16 protein-coding genes are annotated in these 20,656 nt (G+C 59.3%); 4 read left to right on the top strand and 12 right to left on the bottom strand.

Annotated elements, in window-relative coordinates:
* Nucleotides 1-19: 19 nt before the first annotated feature.
* From J2D73_RS06700 to glmU, 4 genes are all read right to left on the bottom strand, one after another.
* The gene (locus tag J2D73_RS06700) at nt 20-1,768 is read right to left on the bottom strand and encodes a glycosyltransferase (RefSeq protein ID WP_207880660.1); all 1,749 of its coding nucleotides are present in this window, start codon (nt 1,766-1,768) and stop codon (nt 20-22) included.
* 501 nt (nt 1,769-2,269) lie between these two features.
* Nucleotides 2,270-3,613, bottom strand: a complete 1,344-nt coding sequence (locus tag J2D73_RS06695) for a GntT/GntP/DsdX family permease (RefSeq protein WP_207880658.1) — start codon at nt 3,611-3,613, stop codon at nt 2,270-2,272.
* 104 nt (nt 3,614-3,717) lie between these two features.
* A complete protein-coding gene (gene glmS, locus J2D73_RS06690) occupies nt 3,718-5,541 on the bottom strand; it encodes a glutamine--fructose-6-phosphate transaminase (isomerizing) (protein ID WP_207880650.1) in 1,824 nt (607 codons plus the stop codon).
* Nucleotides 5,542-5,546: 5 nt separating this feature from the next.
* The gene (glmU, locus tag J2D73_RS06685; RefSeq protein ID WP_207880647.1) at nt 5,547-6,890 is read right to left on the bottom strand and encodes a bifunctional UDP-N-acetylglucosamine diphosphorylase/glucosamine-1-phosphate N-acetyltransferase GlmU; all 1,344 of its coding nucleotides are present in this window, start codon (nt 6,888-6,890) and stop codon (nt 5,547-5,549) included.
* Between the two features lie 127 nt (nt 6,891-7,017).
* On the opposite strand from glmU, the gene gph reads away from it, so the two are divergent.
* Nucleotides 7,018-7,716, top strand: coding sequence for a phosphoglycolate phosphatase (gene gph / locus J2D73_RS06680; RefSeq protein WP_207880644.1), 699 nt, complete (start codon nt 7,018-7,020; stop codon nt 7,714-7,716).
* A 141-nt stretch (nt 7,717-7,857) separates the two neighbouring features.
* Here gph and J2D73_RS06675 read toward each other — a convergent pair whose 3' ends face one another.
* From J2D73_RS06675 to J2D73_RS06655, 5 genes are all read right to left on the bottom strand, one after another.
* The gene (locus J2D73_RS06675; RefSeq protein ID WP_207880640.1) at nt 7,858-8,751 is read right to left on the bottom strand and encodes a DUF3108 domain-containing protein; all 894 of its coding nucleotides are present in this window, start codon (nt 8,749-8,751) and stop codon (nt 7,858-7,860) included.
* 55 nt (nt 8,752-8,806) lie between these two features.
* Complete coding sequence (locus J2D73_RS06670; RefSeq protein ID WP_243429726.1) at nt 8,807-9,655, bottom strand: IclR family transcriptional regulator; 849 nt, start codon at nt 9,653-9,655, stop codon at nt 8,807-8,809.
* Nucleotides 9,656-9,848: 193 nt separating this feature from the next.
* Nucleotides 9,849-11,435, bottom strand: a complete 1,587-nt coding sequence (gene prfC, locus J2D73_RS06665) for a peptide chain release factor 3 (protein ID WP_207880637.1) — start codon at nt 11,433-11,435, stop codon at nt 9,849-9,851.
* A 142-nt stretch (nt 11,436-11,577) separates the two neighbouring features.
* Complete coding sequence (rpsD, locus tag J2D73_RS06660; protein WP_026396449.1) at nt 11,578-12,195, bottom strand: 30S ribosomal protein S4; 618 nt, start codon at nt 12,193-12,195, stop codon at nt 11,578-11,580.
* Between the two features lie 204 nt (nt 12,196-12,399).
* Nucleotides 12,400-12,738, bottom strand: coding sequence for an ArsR/SmtB family transcription factor (locus J2D73_RS06655; protein ID WP_207880634.1), 339 nt, complete (start codon nt 12,736-12,738; stop codon nt 12,400-12,402).
* Between the two features lie 215 nt (nt 12,739-12,953).
* Here J2D73_RS06655 and J2D73_RS06650 point away from each other — a divergent pair, with 215 nt between their 5' ends.
* Nucleotides 12,954-14,027: an alkene reductase gene (locus J2D73_RS06650; protein WP_207880631.1), complete on the top strand. Its 1,074-nt coding sequence runs from the start codon at nt 12,954-12,956 to the stop codon at nt 14,025-14,027.
* Nucleotides 14,028-14,113: 86 nt separating this feature from the next.
* Here J2D73_RS06650 and J2D73_RS06645 read toward each other — a convergent pair whose 3' ends face one another.
* Entirely contained in the window at nt 14,114-14,545 is a 432-nt protein-coding gene (locus J2D73_RS06645; RefSeq protein ID WP_207880628.1) for a DUF4167 domain-containing protein, read from the bottom strand.
* Between the two features lie 570 nt (nt 14,546-15,115).
* Between J2D73_RS06645 and J2D73_RS06640 the strand changes: the two genes are divergently transcribed.
* Nucleotides 15,116-15,415 (top strand): hypothetical protein, encoded by a 300-nt coding sequence (locus J2D73_RS06640; protein WP_207880625.1) that lies wholly within the window; start codon nt 15,116-15,118, stop codon nt 15,413-15,415.
* Between the two features lie 140 nt (nt 15,416-15,555).
* On the opposite strand, the gene prmC is transcribed toward J2D73_RS06640, so the two are convergent.
* Complete coding sequence (gene prmC / locus J2D73_RS06635; RefSeq protein WP_207880623.1) at nt 15,556-16,452, bottom strand: peptide chain release factor N(5)-glutamine methyltransferase; 897 nt, start codon at nt 16,450-16,452, stop codon at nt 15,556-15,558.
* A 200-nt stretch (nt 16,453-16,652) separates the two neighbouring features.
* On the opposite strand from prmC, the gene J2D73_RS06630 reads away from it, so the two are divergent.
* On the top strand, nt 16,653-17,111 hold the full coding sequence (locus J2D73_RS06630; protein ID WP_207880921.1) for a hypothetical protein: 459 nt from the start codon (nt 16,653-16,655) through the stop codon (nt 17,109-17,111).
* A gap of 534 nt (nt 17,112-17,645) precedes the next feature.
* Here the strand turns inward: J2D73_RS06630 and J2D73_RS06625 are convergent.
* A complete protein-coding gene (locus tag J2D73_RS06625; RefSeq protein ID WP_207880620.1) occupies nt 17,646-20,627 on the bottom strand; it encodes a ligand-binding sensor domain-containing diguanylate cyclase in 2,982 nt (993 codons plus the stop codon).
* Nucleotides 20,628-20,656: the final 29 nt, after the last annotated feature.

The raw sequence follows: 20,656 nt of genomic DNA, 5'->3' as shown, positions 1-20,656 counted from the left end.
TCCGAATACGATAGATAAATCATGCTGCGATCTTTCTGCGCTCTGAGAAAACAACTTTCAGAACGTCTCTGATTTTCCTAGAAACCACATCGTCAGATGAAAACTGACGCATATCGTGTCGCGCCGTTCGGGACATATGCCTGTATATTTCTGGTTCGGTCGTAATCGTCCGAAAGCTGTCGTGGAAAGCATCGACAAGCGATCCCCAGTCCAGACGGTAACGCATGGTTTGATACAGATCTCGTGGATCATGCGGCCACACGTTCTGCTCGAGGCTGGATTTCAGTACAAATGCATTATTTGAAGATACATAGTCAGCCATCGCTGTATGCTGTGGCGCAATAACGGGAACGCCCAAACTCATTGCCTCAACCAAAGGCAAGCACAAACCTTCACCTGACGACGTATTTACATAAAAAGTCGCATGACGGTACAAGTTCTGCATCATTTCGTCTGGCAAAAAGCCAAACAGGATGGCGATCTGGCACTTCATCGGAGAAAATTCGCTCAAAAACACTTTGATTTCCGATTCTGGCGCTAACTCCCTCGGGCACGACATTTTCAAAACCAACGTTGCATTCGGCTCGTCACGAAACGCCCAACAGAAACCGGTTAACAAATCTTGCCAGTTTTTGCGCCCATCACGCGGATTCAAAATAGACAGATACACAACGCCGCGCAGCGCGAGTGTAGTTGTCGAAGACATCGAACGAGAAACATTCTCTTGTGGAAATGGGAGGAGATCGCCGACATCCGCATTTGGCTGAGCATCTGCAATCTCCGGTGAACACGCTATATCGCTTTGCGCTTCAATTTTTCCTGATTCCAAACCGTCCCCGGCTTCTGACGAAGCTTGCGTTGTGTGCAACTGGACTCCGCGATCAACATCTCCAACGACAGCGGCATGATCCACGCCGGAACGAACAGGAGCTATCGATCTGGAGGCTTTATAGAGTGCCTGACCGGATTCAGATAGCAATCGAGCAAGCGGCTCCGGGGTCAAGGGGCGTATCCAACGTCGATACAGGTCAAGGAACGCACGAAAACAATGCACCGAGATTCCGTACGCCGTCCCCCTCGCGCCGAGAGGCAACGACAATCCGCCTTCAGATACGACAAGCAAGCCATTATCTGATTTTGTATCGACGAAGGCGACCGAGCCCTCGCCTAAAAAATTAGAAGAGTCTTGCACTTCCTCATTTAACAGCTTTGTGTCTGTTTCTGCATTATCAGTGTCGTGAGGCGCGCCATATATAAATACCTGTTTTTTCGGTGCAATAATTTCTGGCTGGAGCGCAACTTCGACCGCCCCCCGGACGCCGTCGAATGTCGGAACCGGAACTGCAAATGTTGGGTACGTAGCGCCCATCAATTCGCGGATCAAATCGGCGGTATGGCGCGACAGCGTGATGACGGCGTCAACATGGCGAAATACATAGCTCCAGTCAGTTCGAGGGTCATCGTTCCATTGCTGACAGGGCAAGGTCGAAAATTCCCAAGCCATGACCACCACCGTCGGGCATCCCGAAATTAACGGCACGCGGTGCGGCGGACTGAAGCAAAAAAAAACGCAAGTTTCCCCGCGCTCTTCACACGCCCGGTAGATTTTAGGGATTTCTTCTGGTCGCTCTATCGCAACCAAATCCCCGAAATGCTCAAGGACTCGATAAAACTCTCGAGCGACGTAAAAATAACTGTATTCAGCGCTACCGATTTTCGGACCGATATTTGCGTCGCTGAAGCCCGAGTAAACCAATATTTTTGTCATTTGCTGAGTCACCCTCCGAAGAGCGATCTTCGTATTTTCTGCCAAACTAACGTTCAACAGGCATCGTGATCAACGGAAATTTTCCACTTCCGCAGAGCTCCCTCGGAAAGCGAAGTGCCGCCGGGGTTGAAACGCAGTACCTCCGAGATCGTTTGGCGTTATTTTTCGAGCCGAAAAATTGACGCGTAACGGTATGCTGAAAGGGCTATTCACCTGTTTGTTATTTATCTTGATCACGCACGTATTTTGGTAATCGGATCAGATTTCTCCAATACAGGAGTTACTACTGGAGACGCATGCGCGAGCGCCAGCGGCGCCCAGACGATATCCGTCGCTCAGGGTCGCCAGCGCCTACACCTGCCTCTGAAGCTATTTTCTGGAGAACCAGTCCGGTTAACGTTGCGCAAATCCCGAAGAAGCGGACAATCGCTTCTCCCCAGCCAACACCCAAGCCAATCAACGTCTTGATATCTAAGTGCGACTCTATCTGAATCCGTGTGTTCAGTGGATAAATATCGACGCCAGCAAGACCAACGCCAGTCCCGACACCGAGATCAATGTCTCTAAAACGGACCATGTCTTGATGGTCTGCGGCACCGTGAGACCAAGATATTCCTTGATCTGCCAGAAACCTGCGTCGTTCATGGGGCCAAAAGCCACTGATCCTGCGCCGGTCACAAGCACCATCAAAGACGGGGAAACCCCCGTTGCATGCGCAAGAATGGGGCCAACCACTCCGGACGAAGTCGCCATCGCAACTGTCGCGGAGCCGCAGGCGACTCGCACGATTGCGGCAAGGGCCCACGCCAGAACGAGCAACGGCATGTGAGCGCCAAGAGCCGCGTCCGTGATCGCTTTCGATACGCCGCTATCGACCAGAACGCGCCCAAACCCGCCGCCTGCGCCAATCAGCAGCATAATCAGTGCGGTCGGCGCGAGAGACTCGTTGGTGAACCTCAGGACCGTTTCCTTCGAAAAACCCCGAGCCCGGCCCAGGACCCAGAACGACAGCACCGTAGCAACGAGAAGAGCAATGTCGGTATTTCCGAGGAATTTCAGCGTCGTATTGAACGTCCCTCCCGGAGACGACAAAATATCCGCCGCCGAACCAATCAACATAAGCACGACCGGGCACAATATCGTGAAGACGGTAATGAAAAACCCTGGGAGGTTGGTAGGCGGTTCCGCACTGACAAACTGCGCGACCAACGGGTTTTCTTCAGTCAATTGCACCCGCGACGCAGCGAAACGCCCGAATACCGGCCCAGCGATGATCGCGATGGGCGTGCCGATGACCACCCCCAGCACGATCGTCTGTCCGATACTGGCATGATAGGCGCCCATAGCCAGCAACGCCGCCGGATGCGGTGGAATCAGCGCATGCGTCACCGACAACGCCGCGCCCATTGGCAACGCCACCCGTAGCAGGGGCGTTTTGGTTCGCTCGGAAAGCACGAACACCAGCGGGATAAGCAGCACGAAGCCGACCTCAAAAAAGACAGGCAAGCCGATCAACAGGCCGATGATCATCATCGCCCAGTCCACCCGCTCACGGCCCGCCATTTCGGAAATCGTCAAGGCTATCCGATCGGCGCCGCCCGATTCCGCCAACATTTTGCCGAGCATCGTGCCAAGCGCGATTACGGTGCCGACATGGCCAAGTACGTGCCCCGCCCCGGCCTCGAACGATCCCACGGCCTTCTCTGGCGGCATTCCAGCGATGATAGCCAGCGCCACAGACGCGCCGAACAGGGCGATGAACGGATTCAGACGCAGCCGAGCGATCAGGACGATGACCGTCAGGATCGCAAGCGTCGCTAGCGAAATGGCGAAAATGGCGCTCATCCAGGGAAATCCTTCTTGTTGTTAAGCCCTGGCTCGACCGACGGGCGGCCGCATTTATCTGTGGCGACGCAATCGTCAGATCGCGGGCGCCAAGACGACTCCCGTTATTCGACAGTCACGGATTTGGCCAGATTCCGGGGCTGATCGACGTCAGTCCCCTTCAGCAAAGCCGTCTCATAAGCCAAAATCTGCACGGCTATAGTTTGAATGATCGGCGTAACGAACGGATGGACATGCGGCAGCGCAATGGTCCGCTCCGCAATCGCGTTCAACCTATGCACGCTCCGTTCATCGGTGAAGGCAAGCAAACGCCCGCCACGAGCCTTCGCTTCCTGAAGATTGGACAGCGTCTTCTCGAACAATGCGCCGGACGGAATCGTCGCCACGATCGGCACGGTCTTGTCGATCAGGGAAATCGGCCCGTGCTTCATCTCGCCAGCCGCATAGGCCTCTGCGTGAATGTAAGAAATTTCCTTTAACTTCAGCGCGCCTTCCATGGCGACTGGGTAGGCGCTCCCGCGCCCGAGATACAACACGTCCCTCGCCTCAGCCACGACCGAGGCCATGGCCCGGATATCCTCGCCAAACGAGAAAATCTCGGCAGCGCGGCTCGGAAGATCCAGCAGCGCCGAGACCAGTTCCTCTTCCTGAGCATCGCCGAGGACACCGCGGGCGCGCGCCACCCCGATGGTCAGGCAGGCGAGGACCGTCAGCTGCGCCGTAAACGCCTTGGTGGACGCCACAGATATTTCCGGCCCAGCCACCGTGCCCAGCACGGCGTCGCTCTCGCGCGCCATGGTGCTGTGCTCGGCGTTCAGGATGGAGAGCACCGGCAACCCCACATTTCGCAGCGAGCGCAGGGCCGCAAGCGTGTCCGCCGTCTCTCCCGACTGGGAAATCAGCAGACCGAGGGAGCCAGCCTCCAGCGGCGGATCGCGATAGCGAAGCTCGCTCGCCACGTCGATATCGACCGGAAGCCGCGCAATCTCCTCCAGCCAGTAACGTCCAACCATTCCAGCATAAAAGGCCGAGCCGCAGGCGGTGATCACGCAACGGCGAATGGAGCCAATATCGCAGGGCATGTCCGGCAGCACGACCTTGCGCGTCGCAGGGTCAATCATGCGCTGAAGAGTCTGCCCGATCACCAGCGGATGCTCGTGCAACTCCTTTTCCATGTAATGCCGGTAGCCGTCCTTGCCGATCACTCCGGCGACGAGCGCCGTCGTCTGCACCGCACGCTCGACGGAATCTCCCTTATCGTCGAAGAATTCGGCTCCGGAGCGCGTGACCACCACGCGATCCCCGTCCTCAAGGTAGGCGATCCGTCGCGTCAACGGCGCAAGAGCCAGGCTGTCGGAGCCGAGAAACATCTCACCGTCGCCGTATCCAACGGCCAGAGGCGCCCCATGACGGGCGCCGATCAGCAGCCCCTCCTGATCAGCGAAAATCATCGCAAGGGCGTATGCGCCCTCTAACCGGCTGATCGCAGCGAAAGCAGCCTCACGCGGCGATTGACCTTCCGAAAGGTAATGATCGACGAGACGCGCGATGGTTTCGCTGTCGGTCTCGGTCTCGAACCTGTGGCCGAGTTGCTCCAGTTCACGGCGTAGCGTCTCGAAGTTCTCGATGATGCCGTTGTGAACGATGGCGACGCGGGCGGTGCCGTGTGGGTGTGCGTTGTTTTCCGTCGGTGCGCCATGCGTCGCCCAGCGCGTGTGGCCTATGGCCGTCGTGCCCGCCAACGGGCGTTCCCGAAGCGCTTCGCCAAGATTGCCCAGCTTGCCGGCTGCGCGTCGACGCTCGATCCTGCCTTCGTCCAGCGTTGCGATCCCCGCCGAATCATATCCCCGGTATTCGAGCCGCCGCAGCCCCTCGAACACGATAGGGGCCGCCTGATTGTGTCCTACGACGCCGCATATGCCGCACATCGGCCCTACCCCTTTTTCGCCGCAAGCTTGTTGCGAAACCGGGTTGCCCAACCCGGCTTCGTTGTCTGCGCCGAGCGCGCGATCGCCATCGCGCCGCCTTCGACGTCCTGCGTAATCACGCTGCCTGCAGCGATCATCGCATCATCACCGATGCTCACCGGCGCCACGAGTATGGAGTCGGAACCGACGAACACGTTCGCGCCGATAGTGGTGCGGTGCTTGAAGACGCCGTCGTAGTTGCAGGTGATCGTCCCTGCACCGACATTCGTTCGCGCGCCGACGCTGGAATCGCCCAGATAGGTCAGGTGATTGGCTTTCGCCCCATCTCCGAGAGTCGTCGCCTTCAACTCGACGAAGTTGCCCACATGCGCCCCACGCCCGAGCGTCGTGCCCGGCCGCAGACGAGCATACGGTCCGACCAGAGATCCGCCTCCGACTTCGCAGCCTTCCAGATGGCTGAACGCGCGAATTTCCGCACCGCAGCGCACCGTGACGCCCGGCCCGAAAACAACGTTCGGCTGCACCGTCACGTCCGGTTCGATCACCGTGTCGAAGGAGAAGAAAACCGTCTCGGGGGCAAGCAGTGTGACCCCTCCTTCCATCGCCAGACGACGCAGGCGCGACTGCACCACAGCCTCGGCCTCGGCCAGTTCGACGCGGGAATTGACGCCCCGAAGCTCTGCCTCCGGAGCTTCCACAACCCGCACGGCGCCGCCATCGGCGCGGGCGATGGACACGACGTCCGTCAGATAGAACTCGCGCTTCGCATTGTCGTCACGAACGGCATGAAGCCATGAGCGAAACGGCCCAGCGGCGGCGCACAGCACGCCCGCGTTACAAAGATCAATCGCACGTTCGTCTGGGCTTGCATCTGACCATTCGACGATGCGTTCAACCAGTCCATCATCCCCGACGACGACGCGACCATAACGCGCCGGATCTTTCGGCCTCATGGCGAGCAACGCGAGGTCGGCTCCACCGTTTCGCCGCGTCTCGACCAGTCGGCGCAAGGTCTCCGGTGTGATCAGCGGATTGTCCGCATACAGCACCGCAACGTCGCCTTCGCCGAACAGCACCTCGGCCTGTAGAGCGGCGTGAGCCGTCCCCAGACGGTCATGTTGCACAACCGTAGCATGCGGGGCCGCTAGGCGCTCGACGTCCTCCATTCCCGGGCCGACGACCACGACGATACGGTCGAAGGCCTCCGACGCGCTGGCGATCAGATGGGCGAGCATCGGCCTGCCCGCGAGGGGCTGCATGGCTTTTGGCATGGCCGATTTCATACGCGTGCCAAGGCCCGCGGCGAGGAGTACGGCGGTGGACGCCGCAGGAGAAGAAGAGGCGCTCATGATAATCTTCGCGGTAAGGCAGCGCCCGGACAGTGTCAAACGCAGCGGCTGTTTTCCTTAGTCACTTCACGTTACGTTGCTTTTCGACGTGGGGGCGATTTGCCCTCGGCTATATGGAGAACTGGCCATGACGGGCGCCAGACAACTTGTTGTTTTCGATCTCGACGGCACGTTGATCGACTCCCTTCCCGACATGGCTGGTGCGGTCGAGGATCTTCTAAGCAGCTACGGCATGCCGTCACCCGACACAGGCTCGGTGCGGACGATGATCGGAGACGGTGTCGCCGCACTGGTCGAGCGCGCGCTCGCCTGGAGCGAATCCCGGAATTCTGGAGCGCATCACGCCATCGATCGAGCGGAGGCAACGTCGCGTTTCATGGCGCTCTACAGCCCACGAGCGACAAAACTGTCCCGGCCATTTCCGGGAACCCGGGCGGTTCTGGAACTGCTTCGAAAGCACGGCTGGCACCTCGCTGTATGCACGAACAAACCGGAAGCCGCCGCGCGAACTATTCTGGAGACATTCGAATTGGCTCCGTTGTTCGACGCCATCGGCGGCGGAGACTCGTTCCCGACGCGTAAACCCGATCCCGGGCATTTGCTCGGCGTCATCGAGCGCGCAGGCGGAACCTCTCATCGAACGGTGATGGTGGGCGACCACGCGAATGACATACGCGCAGCCGTCGGCGCCGGAGCGTCATCGATTTTCGCTGAGTGGGGCTATTGCGGCATTGATTCCGGGGCCGGGGCCACGTCCTGCGCGACGAAGATCGACGATGTCCCATCGGCGGCAGCCGACATCGAGGCCCGCTGGCTCCCTGCGTGACAGGCCAAGGATAAGACTCGCTTATTCAGATAGTCTGACTCACGTCAGGCTTGAGCGCGCACATATCGGGCTCAGTCATTCCAGGTCAAAGACAGCCGACGGATCAGCGATCAGGTCATGGGCCCACACAGCGCCCAATAATCATCTGACCAATTTCGGCGGATCGTTCAGCAGAGCCGTCATATGCCCCACCTTCGGATGCTCCATCTCGACCCGCACCACCGTTGGGCCGAAACCCTTGATGTCTTCGATCCACATTGAACCGCCATGCGGCTCTCGCAGCGACTTGTTCTGGCTGTCGACGATAAAGCCCGCGACCTGTTGCCCCACAAAGTCGCATCGCAAGGCCGGAGCGCTCCACTCTTTCCGGACCTTCGGCGCGACCTGCATTCCAGCCGTCCGGAGAGTCATGCGCGTCAGCCGCAGACCGTCATATATCTGGAACACGCCGTCGCAGGTTCCGCTCTTACGTACCTGAGCGAGCGACTTCATCATGGCGGTCAGCAAATCCACGGCGCCACGTCGTGCGTCATCCGGAACCGGCTCCCGGCGCGGCTCAGGCGGGCTGACCAGAACGACGTGCGGATCTCCGGCCGGATAGTCGATGACCACATGCCTTAACGCATCGCGGCTCCACCCTGCGTTGTCATAAGCCGCCGGACGCACGACCCCGTCCACAACTTCACCCCGCGCGAAGGCATGAATGTTCATATGAACGAATACCGCCAGAAGGCCGCCGGCGCGAACCGATGTGGAGACCTCGAACTTGTGGTCGGTCAGCAGGAAATCCGTCGTGACGTCCATGACGGACAGCCAATGCGAGTAGATCGTGTAACTCAATGAGGTGTGAGCGTCGGGAGCCGGAGACCATGTAGGAGCCGCCGTGCTGACCGCCGCCGTATCTGACGAGCCATCCGCTGAAGCCGGGAGCGGCCAGAGAATGGCAGTGGCGAGACCCATTGCGGCGATCGCTCCAAAGAATCGCAGCCTCAGGGGCGTGGCGGCCTGCGCAACCGTCGTCGTCTCTCTCTTCATTACCGATAATCACAGCACGACCTGAGCCATTGCGACAAGCGCGCCGAAGAAGAGATCACCGCTGCCTGTAGCCCATCCGGGCGGAAAGCGTCGCCGCTGTCGAAATCGAAAGTCGCGCCAGAAGCGGCGCGTCACGCTCCGCGTCGACGCCCTTCGGCTGGCTTAAACCCAGCCCTGCTACGACAGAACCGTCGGCCGCCCTCACCGCTGCAGCGAAACACCAGACGCCGTGGTGGATCTGTTCATTATCGACCGCGTAGCCTCGCTCCTGAACTTCGCGAATCTGTTCAAGGACCTCCGTCGGGCTACGAGCTCCATGAGAGGTCAATGGCGCAGGCCACGTCGAGGTCGGATAGAGCGCAAGCCATTCGCGAAACCGCCCGGTCTCCATGGCGGAGAGCTGCGCCATTCCCACGGCCGTATAGACTGCTGGCAAGCGCATTCCGACAGCGTAGTGCACGCCCAGACCTCGCTCGCTGGTCCTGCTGGCGAGGTACACTACCTCGCTTCCCTCCAGGATACTCAGGCTGACGGTGTATGCTGCGAGCTCAGGCGACGCGCCTATGATCTGATGGAACGCGCCGACGAGGTCGTGTCTTCCACCAGCCTGCTCAGCCCAGTCCAGCAGCCTTCCGCCAAGCCGGTATCCCATATGCGCGGAGCCTTGCGCGGCTTCCAGAAGTCCGAGTTCCACCATCGTGTTGATCAGACCGTGGGTCGAACTGCGCGGCAGAGACAATTCACGTGCGATATCGGCGGCGCTGGGCGGAATATCCCGCCGCCCAACCATGTCGAGAATTTTCACCGCGCGGCGTAACGCAGGAACCGAGTCGCTTTCCCGTCCGGAAGACGACTGAGACTCACTTACCGGAGAGCGCATTGTTTCGTCCTTGACGGGCATCATCCGAATCGCCTATATCCGACATACGGGATCGTGTTCAACATAATGAACAACAATAATATGAACGCGGTCTCGTTTTTCGGCGCCGAGACAACATCCAGCGCCGCCCCCGCATTAAAATAAAACATGCTACAGTCCGCAGCTTGCGCCCGGACTGTAGTGGTCGTCCCTCGGCTGCGCCTGCAGCATGACGCCCTTATTTAATGACAAGCCCTATCTGCTTGATATCGTGGAATTTCAGGTCGGGATTCATTTCCTCGGTCCGCCGCATCATGAAGTTCGAACTCGCGAGATAGACCGGATCGCCGTCGAGATCCTCCGCCAGCGACGAACGGTTCATCTCGGCGAAAATCTCCAGCTTCGCACGATCTCCCGTAATCCAGCGCGCCAGTGAGAACGGCGTGGAATCGAAGCCGATGGAAACGCCATACTCGCCCTTCAAGCGCGCCTGAAGCACGTCAAGCTGCAGCGTTCCCACGACTCCCACGATCGGTTGGGCACCGTCCATTGGGCGGAACAGCTGCACCACCCCCTCTTCCGCCAACTCGGTCAGAGCCTGACGCAGTTTCTTCGCCTTCATTGCATCGTCCAGCCGCACACGGCGCAGGATTTCCGGCGCAAAGTGCGGGACGCCCGTGAACCGCAGGGCCTCGTTCTCCGTCAACGTGTCGCCGATACGCAACGTCCCGTGATTCGGAATGCCGACCACGTCGCCGGCAAACGCTTCCTCCGCCAGTTGCCTGTCGCGCGCGAAGAAGAACTGCGGCGTATGCAGGGCGAAATTCTTGCCAGTCCGCGTGTGGTGCAACCTCATGCCCCGAGACAACCTGCCAGAGCAGATTCGCGCGAACGCAATCCGATCACGGTGGTTGGGGTCCATATTCGCCTGAATCTTGAACACGAGCGCCGTCATCTCCGGTTCATCGGCCCTCACCACGCGGGTCTCGGTCGCCTGATCACGCGGAGGAGGCCCGAACTCCACCAGAGCGTCCAGAAGATCGGTCACGCCAATCTCCTTCATGGCGCTGCCGAAGAACACGGGTGTCAGATGCCCGGCGTCGAAGGACTCCTTGTCGAATTCAGGCAACGCCGCCTCAACAAGCTCCAGGTCCTCCCCCAGCTGGACCATGCGCGCGTCGGACTGCTCCAGATTCAGTCCGGCAGGACGCACGATCTTTTTCCGCAGGTCATATGTGCCCGCAAACGTGGCCGCGCGGCCGATAGGCCAGGTCGCCGGGGTCGTGTCCAGCGCCAGCGACGACGAAATCTCGTCCAGCAGCGCAAACGGGTCCTGCGCCTCACGATCCATCTTGTTGATGAACGTGACGATGGGGATGTCGCGCATACGGCAGATCTCGAACAGCTTTCGTGTCCGGTCCTCGATGCCCTTCGCCGCGTCGATGACCATCACGGCGGAGTCGACGGCTGTCAGCGTACGATATGTGTCTTCCGAGAAGTCTTCGTGCCCCGGGGTGTCCAGCAGGTTGAACACGCACCCGCCATATTCGAACGTCATGACGGACGTGACGACCGAGATGCCACGATCCCGCTCGATGCCCATCCAGTCAGAACGCGTGCGACGTCTCTCGCCCTTCGCACGTACATTTCCGGCGAGCTGAATGGCGCCGCCCGCGCGCAGGATGCGCTCCGTGAGCGTTGTCTTGCCGGCGTCAGGATGGGAGATGATCGCGAAAGTCCGGCGGCGCGCAATTGCGTCCCGGATCGCCGGATCGGAGGAAGCGGCAGTAGCCTGGCTGTCGATGGAAGTCTGGGCGTCGGTCATCGGGGCCATCCTGCGGCGACGGGTCTGCCGAACGCAGACCCCTGAAACGGCGACGCCGGCCGGAGAGACATGCTCTCCGCCCGGCGCCGAATACTCGACCCGACCGAGGTGGCCGGGGTAATCTCTGGGGCGTTCCCTGGGATCAGCGCGAGTAGAACTCGACCACCAGGTTCGGTTCCATCTGCACCGGGTACGGCACGTCGGCGAACTTCGGACCGCGCACGAAGGTGCCCTTCATCTGGCGATGATCGGCTTCCATGTACTCAGGAACGTCACGCTCGCCGGTCTGGGCTGCGTCGAGCACCATAGCAAGCTGCTTGGACTTCTCGCGGACCTCAATGACGTCGCCATCACGGACGAGGAACGAAGGAATGTTCACCTTCTTGCCGTTCACCGTCACGTGGCCGTGGTTGATGAACTGACGGGCGGCGAACGGCGTCATCGCGAACTTCAGGCGGTAGACGACCGCGTCGAGACGACGCTCCAGCAGGTTGATGAGATTCTCGGACGTGTCGCCTTTGCGACGCACCGCTTCCTCATAGTACTTGCGGAACTGCTTCTCGCTGATGTTGCCGTAGTAGCCCTTCAGCTTCTGCTTCGCCATCAGCTGGACTGAGAAGTCGGAAGGCTTGCTCTTGCGGCGCTGGCCATGCTGACCGGGACCGTAATCCCGCTTGTTGACCGGCGACTTGGCGCGGCCCCACAGGTTTACGCCAAGGCGGCGATTAATCTTGTACTTGCTCTCAAGGCGCTTGCTCATTTGCGCGCTCTACTCTCTGTTCTCGCTCGACAATCCAGGCGGGCCGGATCATCCGCGGTTGCGCCGGTAGTCCCTGCCCCGGAACGGAGCAGAGCGGGCGCGGCCCGTATTACCGACCTGGGGGAGCATGCACCCACTACGGTCGGCCGGTCCGTCCACATTCCCGGCAATGGGCGGCGCATATAAGATACAGCAGCAGAACTGTCAACGCGCGAAGGCCGCAGCATCAGCCTCTGACCGCTCGTCGTCGTCGTCCAAAATCATCGCAACGATGCCGGGAAATCGACTTTCGAGTTCCTCGCTGCGCAAGGAATTGATGTGCTCCGTTCCCTGCACCAGCGTCCGCACCACCCCCGCATCCCGCAGAACCTTGAAATGGTGCGACATCGTCGAACGCGGTCTGGCGTCGCTAAGTTCAGAGCAGTTCTGCGCGCCTCGGCGCGCCAGACGGCGTGCGATCTCCAGACGTATCGGGTCAGATAGCGCCTGGAAGACGTCGCGCGCAGACACTGCGCTAATAGGCGGATGTTCGTATCGCACCATATTTTCCTGCAGTGTCCTGAACAGTTCCGTTTCGTTCGACGTTAACGTCGCTGCGTCGACTGCGCCAGATATTCAGCGACGCGCAAAGTGCGCACGCAAGCGCCCCTCCGTTCCTGTTCCTTATATAACACCAAGTAGCAGGGGTTGTATTTCGAAATTAGTCGAACAATGTAAGTCGTGGCTCAACGCCACCATCTCTGGAAGGATTGACCTTCATGACCACCCTGTTCGACCCAATTCGCATCGGGGCCATAGACGCCCCCAATCGTATCGTGATGTCCCCCCTCACCCGCGCACGCGCGACACGAACGCACGTGCCGACGCCCGTCATGGCCGAATATTACGGCCAACGCGCCAGTGCGGGGCTTATCATCTCCGAGGCGACAGGCATCAGCCGACAAGGGCTCGGCTGGCCTTTCGCGCCGGGACTCTGGTCCGACGAACAGGTCGATGCATGGAAACCGGTAACCAAAGCTGTCCACGACAAGGGCGGGCGCATCATAGCGCAACTCTGGCACATGGGCTTCCTCGTCCATCCGTCGGTTACCGGACAGGATCCGGTATCATCGTCACCGGGCGCGGCCCCCGGGATGGCGCATACATATGAAGGCAAGCAGCCTTATCCGCCCGCCAGAGCGCTGCGGATCGACGAAATTCCCTCATTGCTGGAAGATTATGAGCGCGCAGCGCGCAATGCGCGAGCGGCAGGCTTCGACGGCGTGCAGATTCATGCTGCCAATGGCTATCTGCTCGACGAATTTCTTCGCAACGGCGTCAACCACCGCGAAGACGCATACGGTGGAGCGCCAGAAAACCGTATCCGCCTGCTGCGGGAAGTGACCGAACGCGTCATCGCCACCATCGGCGCCGACCGCACGAGCGTCAGACTCTCCCCCAACGGAAACAGTCAGGGCGTCGACGATAGCGATCCAGCTGCCGTCTTCCTGCCTGCGGCGAAGATGCTATCGGACCTGGGCATTGCGTCTCTCGGCCTCCGCGAACCCGGACCCGACGGCACGTTTGGCAGCACGGACGTTCCGAAGCTGTCCCCACGCATACGCGAGGCCTTCGACGGCGTGCTCATTCTCAATTCCGATTATTCGCCAGAGACTGCGCAAAAAGCGCTGGAAAGCGGCTTAGCCGACGCCATCAGCTTCGGTCGGCCGTTCATCGCCAATCCGGATTTGCCACGCCGAATCAAGGACGGGCTCCCGCTGGCCGAGGCCGATATGAAGACATGGTACTCGCAGGGTCCCGAAGGCTACATCGACTACCCTACGGCCGAGTGAGCGCAGGTCGTTCGGATTTGGCGTCGAGCCTCGCCCATGTGAGGCTCTAAATACAACCGACGGCGCGACGCCGTCGGTTCACAGCGTCAGGACGGAGCCAGTTCTTCTGAGTCAGCGACCTGTCCAAGGCGAGCTTCGCCCGGCTCATCGCCTTCTTCAGAACCTGAATCCTGAGACGCTCCGTATGGAACGCGGGTACGAGCCACACGCTCCTGCCGTTCTTGCTGAGCCTGCTGCACTGCCTGCGTCATCGCATTCAGAATGCGGAAATAATGCTCGGCATGCTGGAAATAGGCTTCCGCAGTCACCCGATCGCCACTGCTGGTCGCGTCACGTCCCAGTTGCAGGTACTTTTCGAACAGCTGCTGGGCCGTACCGCGCACACGCACTTCCGGGCCATTGCTGTCGAAGACATGGTTACGGTTCAACGGGACCTGCCCGTTGTGAGTGCGCGCCCCACTTCCGCCGCCATTCCCCCCGGGCCGGTGACGATGGTTACGCATCCGTTTCATATTCATGATGTCGCCACGATGCTTTCCTGTTTGCGAAGATCAGCGCTTTGATGAGCGCATTGTTTCTCTCACGCCGCCTCGCCTATCAGATGTCCAATATTGCCGGCTAAGGCTTGAAGCTGCCTATGGCATGACGCCACATAGAGCAACTGCGCTGGGCGTCACCGGACTCAAAGCGATTTTGCGACCAACGCTTTAAACCCCCCACTTGGGAGCGTCCGATGTTCCAGAAATTCCATCATAGCGCCACCAGGAGGCTAAGCCAAGTCCTTCGTGAGCGGTTTTCACATTTCCCTTGCGGGACATACCACCCATTAATCCTGCGCCATGAAGTCAGAAAAATGACCAAGCAATTCGGGGCCTGCGCATATGCGTGAATACCTGATTCCGCATCGCCGAGCCTCCGCCTCCCACCAATACCTTCTGAACCAAGAAACATAGAAAATACCGGCCACCACGCCGATTACTCTCGTTTCGCCGACCGCCACCCAATTTCCGACACGAAATCTATCACATCTCAAGGCGAACGCCTCAGAACATCCGTATTCCACCAGCTTTCAGGTAACTCCGACGACCATGGCGAATCTGGATGAGCTTTTTGCCCCACAACTATCTTCAAAAAGCGGCGTATTTCATTTCGCTCTACTTATACGCGTCTATCACGAGAGAGCTGATCACCGCTGGTCGCAGCGCCCGATCATTGAACACCCCGGCCTGCGTTCGATCCAGAAATGGAACGCTACCGATTTGCTCGGACATTTTTCCTCAAATCGTGACTCTTCCGTGATTAATTACATCACTCAAAAACCCGGCGCCTCACGGCAACCGGGTCATTCAATCAGAACGACGCCCTATCAGGAGATCGTCCAGGAGTGAATCGATAACCGATTTCCCGTTCAACGATTTCGGAGCCGTTCATCAGTTACGGCGGCATGACGGCGTTATCCAACGATACGCATGGCGAATTGAGCGCGAAATATTCATCCCTTAGCCGCTGCGGCATGTTCAGTCAGGCATCAGCCAGACCTATCGTTGCGCCCCAAAATCACAGCCCGTGGCATCCCCGCCAAATCTCGTCGAACATCAAAAACGACCAACCCCTCCCCTACTGCGATCGCCGGAACGCTTTCCTCCTGCCCCACGCCGATCTCCAGCACTGCCAGACCATCCGGCGCCAGTACTTCCGTAAGCGCCGGGATAATGCAGCGGTAGTCGTCGAGACCATCCGCGCCGCCGTCCAGTGCGCTAAACGGTTCGTATCGCCGGACATCAGGCATCAGGGCATTCAGATCAGGCGTCGGAATGTACGGCGGATTGGACAGCACGACGTCAAACTGCCCACGAAGCGCATGCGTCCAACTCCCCGCCACGAACGTCGCCCGATCACCCAGAGCGTTGCGAGACGCGTTGCGCCGGGCCAAAGCGGCTGCAGCGGGAACGCGATCCAGTCCGACGCCAAATGCCTCCGGGTATTCGCTGAGCACGGCGAGCAACAGGCAGCCTGTGCCACACCCCAGATCAAGAACTTTCGTGACAGCGCTTCGGTCTGGACGTGCATCCAGAACCGCTTCGACCAGCGTCTCGCTGTCGCCACGCGGAATAAGGGTCTCTGGCGTAACTTCGAGATCCAGCGTCCAGAACCCCTTGCGCCCCGACAGATGCGCCATTGGTTCCTTCTTCTCACGCCTGCGGACCAGACTCATGAAACCGCCGACGTCTGCGAGAACGGATCGCCCTTGCGCGATCTGTTCCAGCGGCGCGATTCCGGTAGTCAACTCGAACAACAGCCGAGCTTCCCTTCGAGGGTCATCCACGTCCGCCTGCCGAAGAATATCCGCTGCAAGGTTGATCCACTCCCCCACCGTACGGGCAGCGTCCCCACCGGCAGTAACGTCCACCGCCTCCCCAGTCATCGAGCGCCGCTTCCCGAAGCATTTACCTGCGAGCGTCTCATGCTGTTTTGCTCGTCGAGGCGTCTTCCCCCCTGGGACGTCGGGAAAGGCTGATCATGTTTACTGTTCAAACAGAGCATCCGTGAGTTTATATATTGGACATGACGACCATAGCGCTTCCGTCCGCCTGTCACTCGTTGACCGCCCGCAATCATACACCGATGGCGTCACGAAAGGTAAAACGGCTGTTTCTAGCCTCTGCGGCCCTCTGCCTGGCATGCCCACTATCTGCCGCCTGGGCAGGCGAGTTTCACGTCGTGGACGGACGCGCCGAAGCAGAAATTTCCGAAGAGTCGCGCCTCTACGTCGATGGAGCGCTTGTCGCCACCTTCGTCATTGACGCAGACCACCCGAACGTATCCGCGAAGATTACTACGCCAGCCGGCCGCACCGAGCATAATTATGCGTTATGCGGCGAAATCACCATCAGACGCCCCGACGGAAAAACCGAAACCCATGCAGTCGACAGCGTGGGTCATCTTCATAATCCGGACGGTCGTGTATTCGAAGCATTGGGCGCTAACGACTTCACTGATTTTTACCTGGCCGACCCAAATGATCCTGATGCTGCGGACCATACCCGCGGCAAGGCCAATGCATGCTCGATAGCGACAAGCTAAATCAAATCGCAAACTTTCATACGCGTGTTACGCGTCGCGCCGAAAGCACCACCAAAAAACGGCTAGCAGGCTTTGAGGCGAAGCTACATGCCTTACAAGCCCCCGCTCACGCGCGCCTGAGCGTCACCGCCACATTCATTTTGATCAATGTTTAGTTTGCATTCGTTTCTTCGCCTGCCGCTCCGCGGCTTGTGAGGCAGGATCCGCACGACGCCCGTCGAACGGACTTTCTGATTTGGCGTCTCTAAAACTTTAAGGACCAGCCTGCTCCGGAGGGTCGCCCGCGCCACCAAGGCTCTGGCAGCCAACCTCCTGGCCTCACTTCGGCAGTCCATCACCTACGATCAGGGTTCCTCATTCGTGGCCGGCACGATGACCGAAAAGAATGACCCACCTGACAGTTTGATTCGGCGATCTCTCTCGCTCGAAACCTGAAGCCAGACCTACTTATCCTGGCACACAACGCTATCAGCGATCCCTAATTCAAAAAAATCCCTATGCAACAGCCAAGTCCCAATTCAGCAACGCGTTCCGCTACTCCGCAACGACGATACGGTCCCGCCCCCCTCGCTTCGCTCTGTAAAGAGCGCGATCCGCTCGCCCGATCAAAGCATTCACGGTATCGCCCGGCGCTCGCACGGCGACCCCAATACTGCAGCTCACGATAATGCGCTCTGGTTCAAGCATGACCGGTTCCTTCAGGAGCTTATGCAGCGCATCAACGTCCGCCGCCACAGTTCCCGCATCTCCCGCCGTCGACGAGAAAACAAGAATCAACTCTTCACCACCGTACCGCCCGGCGAACACGCCCGGGCGTATCTGATGCCTTAACCTCTCCCCATATTCACGGAGGACACAATCACCCCCCTGATGCCCGTATGAGTCATTTATCGATTTAAAGTGATCGAGGTCGATCAGCACGACCGCCAAAACCCCGTCGGAACTGGAACCGCTCGCCAAATAATCGAGCTCTTCAAGAACGGTGCGACGATTGAGCAATCCCGTAAGAGAGTCGATGCGGGATTGACGGATCAATTGCTCCTGCACCTCCTCCATGACACGCGTCCTGTCACGAACCAGTTTTTCCAGACTTCTCTGTCGAGAGAGAAATGCCCGGCGGCACACGGCGCCAACGCCGACGAGCGCCAGAGCCCCCAGCCCCCAAGCCCCAACCAACACATTCGACGAAAACAACGTTTCTACACTACGTCGCGCAAGTATGCTTGCGGGCGTCGCAACGCGACCGCCCGACTCATCGAGCGCCTGAACGTCAAATACGATCCGTGATCCGCTAAAATCCGGATATTCAACATCCTGCCTGCCCGTTTCCCGTACGGCGTCATCGAGAGCGTTCAGGCGATAACGATAGCGCAAATGGCGTTGCCCGACGAATGTCGGGGCCACGAAAGCCAGACGCAAGCGGTGATCATGATCGTCCCATCCGTGCCCCGCCTTGGTCAGATCAACCTGCCCCAGTTCCGCCGAAACAATGCGCGTATGCAACGACGGCAACGGTTCGAGATTGCCCGCCACCCGGAGCCTGGAGAACCCCTGATCTGTCGCCACCCAGATATCGCCGTTGTCGTCTTCACTCACGCCGCGAACGGAAATCTGGTTCGACACCAACCCGTTTTCGGTATCGAAATGTCTCCGACCGGAAGGCGTCAGGACATCGAGGCCATCGCCTCCGATCCAGATCCAACCGCGGCTATCCCGAAAAAGAGCCGCTCCTCCCGACTGAGCCGAGCGTGATTGAGAGAAACCCGCCACACCAGGCCCGGTATCGTCCGACAAAGTGACCTTACGCAGATCGCCATGCTCTCCCGCGACCCATATCTCGTTCGACATCGTTACCGTCATGGTGCGCGCCGCGCCTATGCCGAGTTCCACGATATCCACTTTTGGAGCAAAGCGGCGTTCACCGCTCAGACGTTGAAAAAGCGCGGTATCCGTGAGCGCGAGCACATTGCCGTATTGGTCGAATTCTATCGCGTTGACTTTCCTGCTCTGCAAAGCAATGGGGGCCGGCACATGCTCAGGCGGAGAAGAGGGATCGTCGATCCTTACCAAACCGTCGGTCGTGCCGATCCAAAACCGCCCGGCGGAATCGAGCGCGGTTGCGCCGGTGAGCTTCGCCGCCGTTGGGAACCTTGTAACGCGCCCGGTTGCTGGTTCGATGCGCGCGAGGCTCGCCTCTTCCAGCGTCGCCCAAATAGCGCCATCGCCTGTGCGTGTGAGCGAGGTCGCATGCAGGTCGAACCTGACCGGCGCCTTGCTTTCGTCCACGCGCCCATCGCGCGCCGCGTAACGGAGCAGACCGCTTCTGCTCGCGACCCAGATTCCGCCTTCGCTATCGCGTCGAACGACAGATACAGGCTCCGCCGAAAAACCCTCATTGGCGCCATAGACATCCCAAAAAGGAAAACCTGCGACCCGGATCGCTCCCTGATTTAGCCCATCAAACCACAGGCCGCCCTCCCGATCCGCAAACGCTGACGCAACCACAGGCCGTTGCAAATCCTTGCGCCATGGCATTTCGCTCCAACGCCCATCCGGGGCCCTCACGATCAGTGAATTCCCGCCGGGCGTGATGATCGATCCATCGGACGCGCCCACGAGAAAAAGTCGATGCGACAAGTCATTGAAAAACTTAGGCGGAGGCGGAATTTTCTCAGCCAGCGCGTGACCTTCGGCATTCAACCGCAGGAATTTACTTCTGCTCCGAGCGAATACGCCGCCATCCGGCGCGCGCGCGAAAGCCGTCCAGGCGTCCGGCGGCACACCGGCCATAACTCCGAAGACAGTGATCGAGCCGTCACGGTAACGACAAATCTCATCGCCGCATCCAATCCACAGCGTGTCCTCGTCAGCGAAAATTCCATGCAAAGATCGCTTCGAAAGCACATCGCCATCAGTCGTTGAGCCAGATGAAATCGTACTTGACAGACTCTCTACTTCCGGAGCCAACCCCCTTGGGCGCACCAACCAAAGGCCCCCATCTTTCACGGCGCCCGCACCAGCCAGAACCACAAAGCCGCGTCGAAAAGCCAATATCTGCGGCGGTAGAGGGCCCGACAGCGCACTCACTGGAAGTCCCGCCGACACGAGCCTGCCGTGGTCTCGCACCAGAAAATCCGACGCTCCGGCTATCATTAAAGTCCCGTCGCTCGCTGCCGCGAGCGCGTTCACCGCGCCAAAAGAATCTCCTCGCTGGGTCGCAACTCGTGTGAACGCTCCACCGGAGCTGACATACAGGCCTGTCCGGTCGCCGGCATACATGAAGCCGTCGCCGTCTTGAGCGAACGCTTCTCCAGAGCCGACCGACGCTCCCGGCAGGCTGTCGAATATGCGAAAAGTTTGTGCCTGTGCTGACGAAAGCTGAACAACCAGTACCGCCAAAACCACGAAAAGACAGCTACCAACCCGATACGCCGCGCGCAGATTTCGACGCCTGATCTGGCGGAACGCCCCGATGGAGTCATGAAACACGGTGGTGACGCGACGCCATGCGGACAATGAGACTGCCTCTTTACAGATCCAGTCTC

This window comes from Acetobacter sacchari, from assembly GCF_017377715.1.
GTDB classification, from domain to species: domain Bacteria; phylum Pseudomonadota; class Alphaproteobacteria; order Acetobacterales; family Acetobacteraceae; genus Acetobacter; species Acetobacter sacchari.
This window is presented reverse-complemented; position numbering and strand designations above follow the sequence as displayed.

Coding starts and splice junctions, on each gene's coding strand:
- J2D73_RS06700 (WP_207880660.1), bottom strand. CDS start 1,768: ATGACAAAAATATTGGTTTACTCGGGCTTCAGCGACGCAAATATCGGT.
- J2D73_RS06695 (WP_207880658.1), bottom strand. CDS start 3,613: ATGAGCGCCATTTTCGCCATTTCGCTAGCGACGCTTGCGATCCTGACG.
- glmS (WP_207880650.1), bottom strand. CDS start 5,541: ATGTGCGGCATATGCGGCGTCGTAGGACACAATCAGGCGGCCCCTATC.
- glmU (WP_207880647.1), bottom strand. CDS start 6,890: ATGAGCGCCTCTTCTTCTCCTGCGGCGTCCACCGCCGTACTCCTCGCC.
- gph (WP_207880644.1), top strand. CDS start 7,018: ATGACGGGCGCCAGACAACTTGTTGTTTTCGATCTCGACGGCACGTTG.
- J2D73_RS06675 (WP_207880640.1), bottom strand. CDS start 8,751: ATGAAGAGAGAGACGACGACGGTTGCGCAGGCCGCCACGCCCCTGAGG.
- J2D73_RS06670 (WP_243429726.1), bottom strand. CDS start 9,655: ATGATGCCCGTCAAGGACGAAACAATGCGCTCTCCGGTAAGTGAGTCT.
- prfC (WP_207880637.1), bottom strand. CDS start 11,435: ATGACCGACGCCCAGACTTCCATCGACAGCCAGGCTACTGCCGCTTCC.
- rpsD (WP_026396449.1), bottom strand. CDS start 12,195: ATGAGCAAGCGCCTTGAGAGCAAGTACAAGATTAATCGCCGCCTTGGC.
- J2D73_RS06655 (WP_207880634.1), bottom strand. CDS start 12,738: ATGGTGCGATACGAACATCCGCCTATTAGCGCAGTGTCTGCGCGCGAC.
- J2D73_RS06650 (WP_207880631.1), top strand. CDS start 12,954: ATGACCACCCTGTTCGACCCAATTCGCATCGGGGCCATAGACGCCCCC.
- J2D73_RS06645 (WP_207880628.1), bottom strand. CDS start 14,545: ATGAATATGAAACGGATGCGTAACCATCGTCACCGGCCCGGGGGGAAT.
- J2D73_RS06640 (WP_207880625.1), top strand. CDS start 15,116: ATGGCGAATCTGGATGAGCTTTTTGCCCCACAACTATCTTCAAAAAGC.
- prmC (WP_207880623.1), bottom strand. CDS start 16,452: ATGACTGGGGAGGCGGTGGACGTTACTGCCGGTGGGGACGCTGCCCGT.
- J2D73_RS06630 (WP_207880921.1), top strand. CDS start 16,653: ATGGCGTCACGAAAGGTAAAACGGCTGTTTCTAGCCTCTGCGGCCCTC.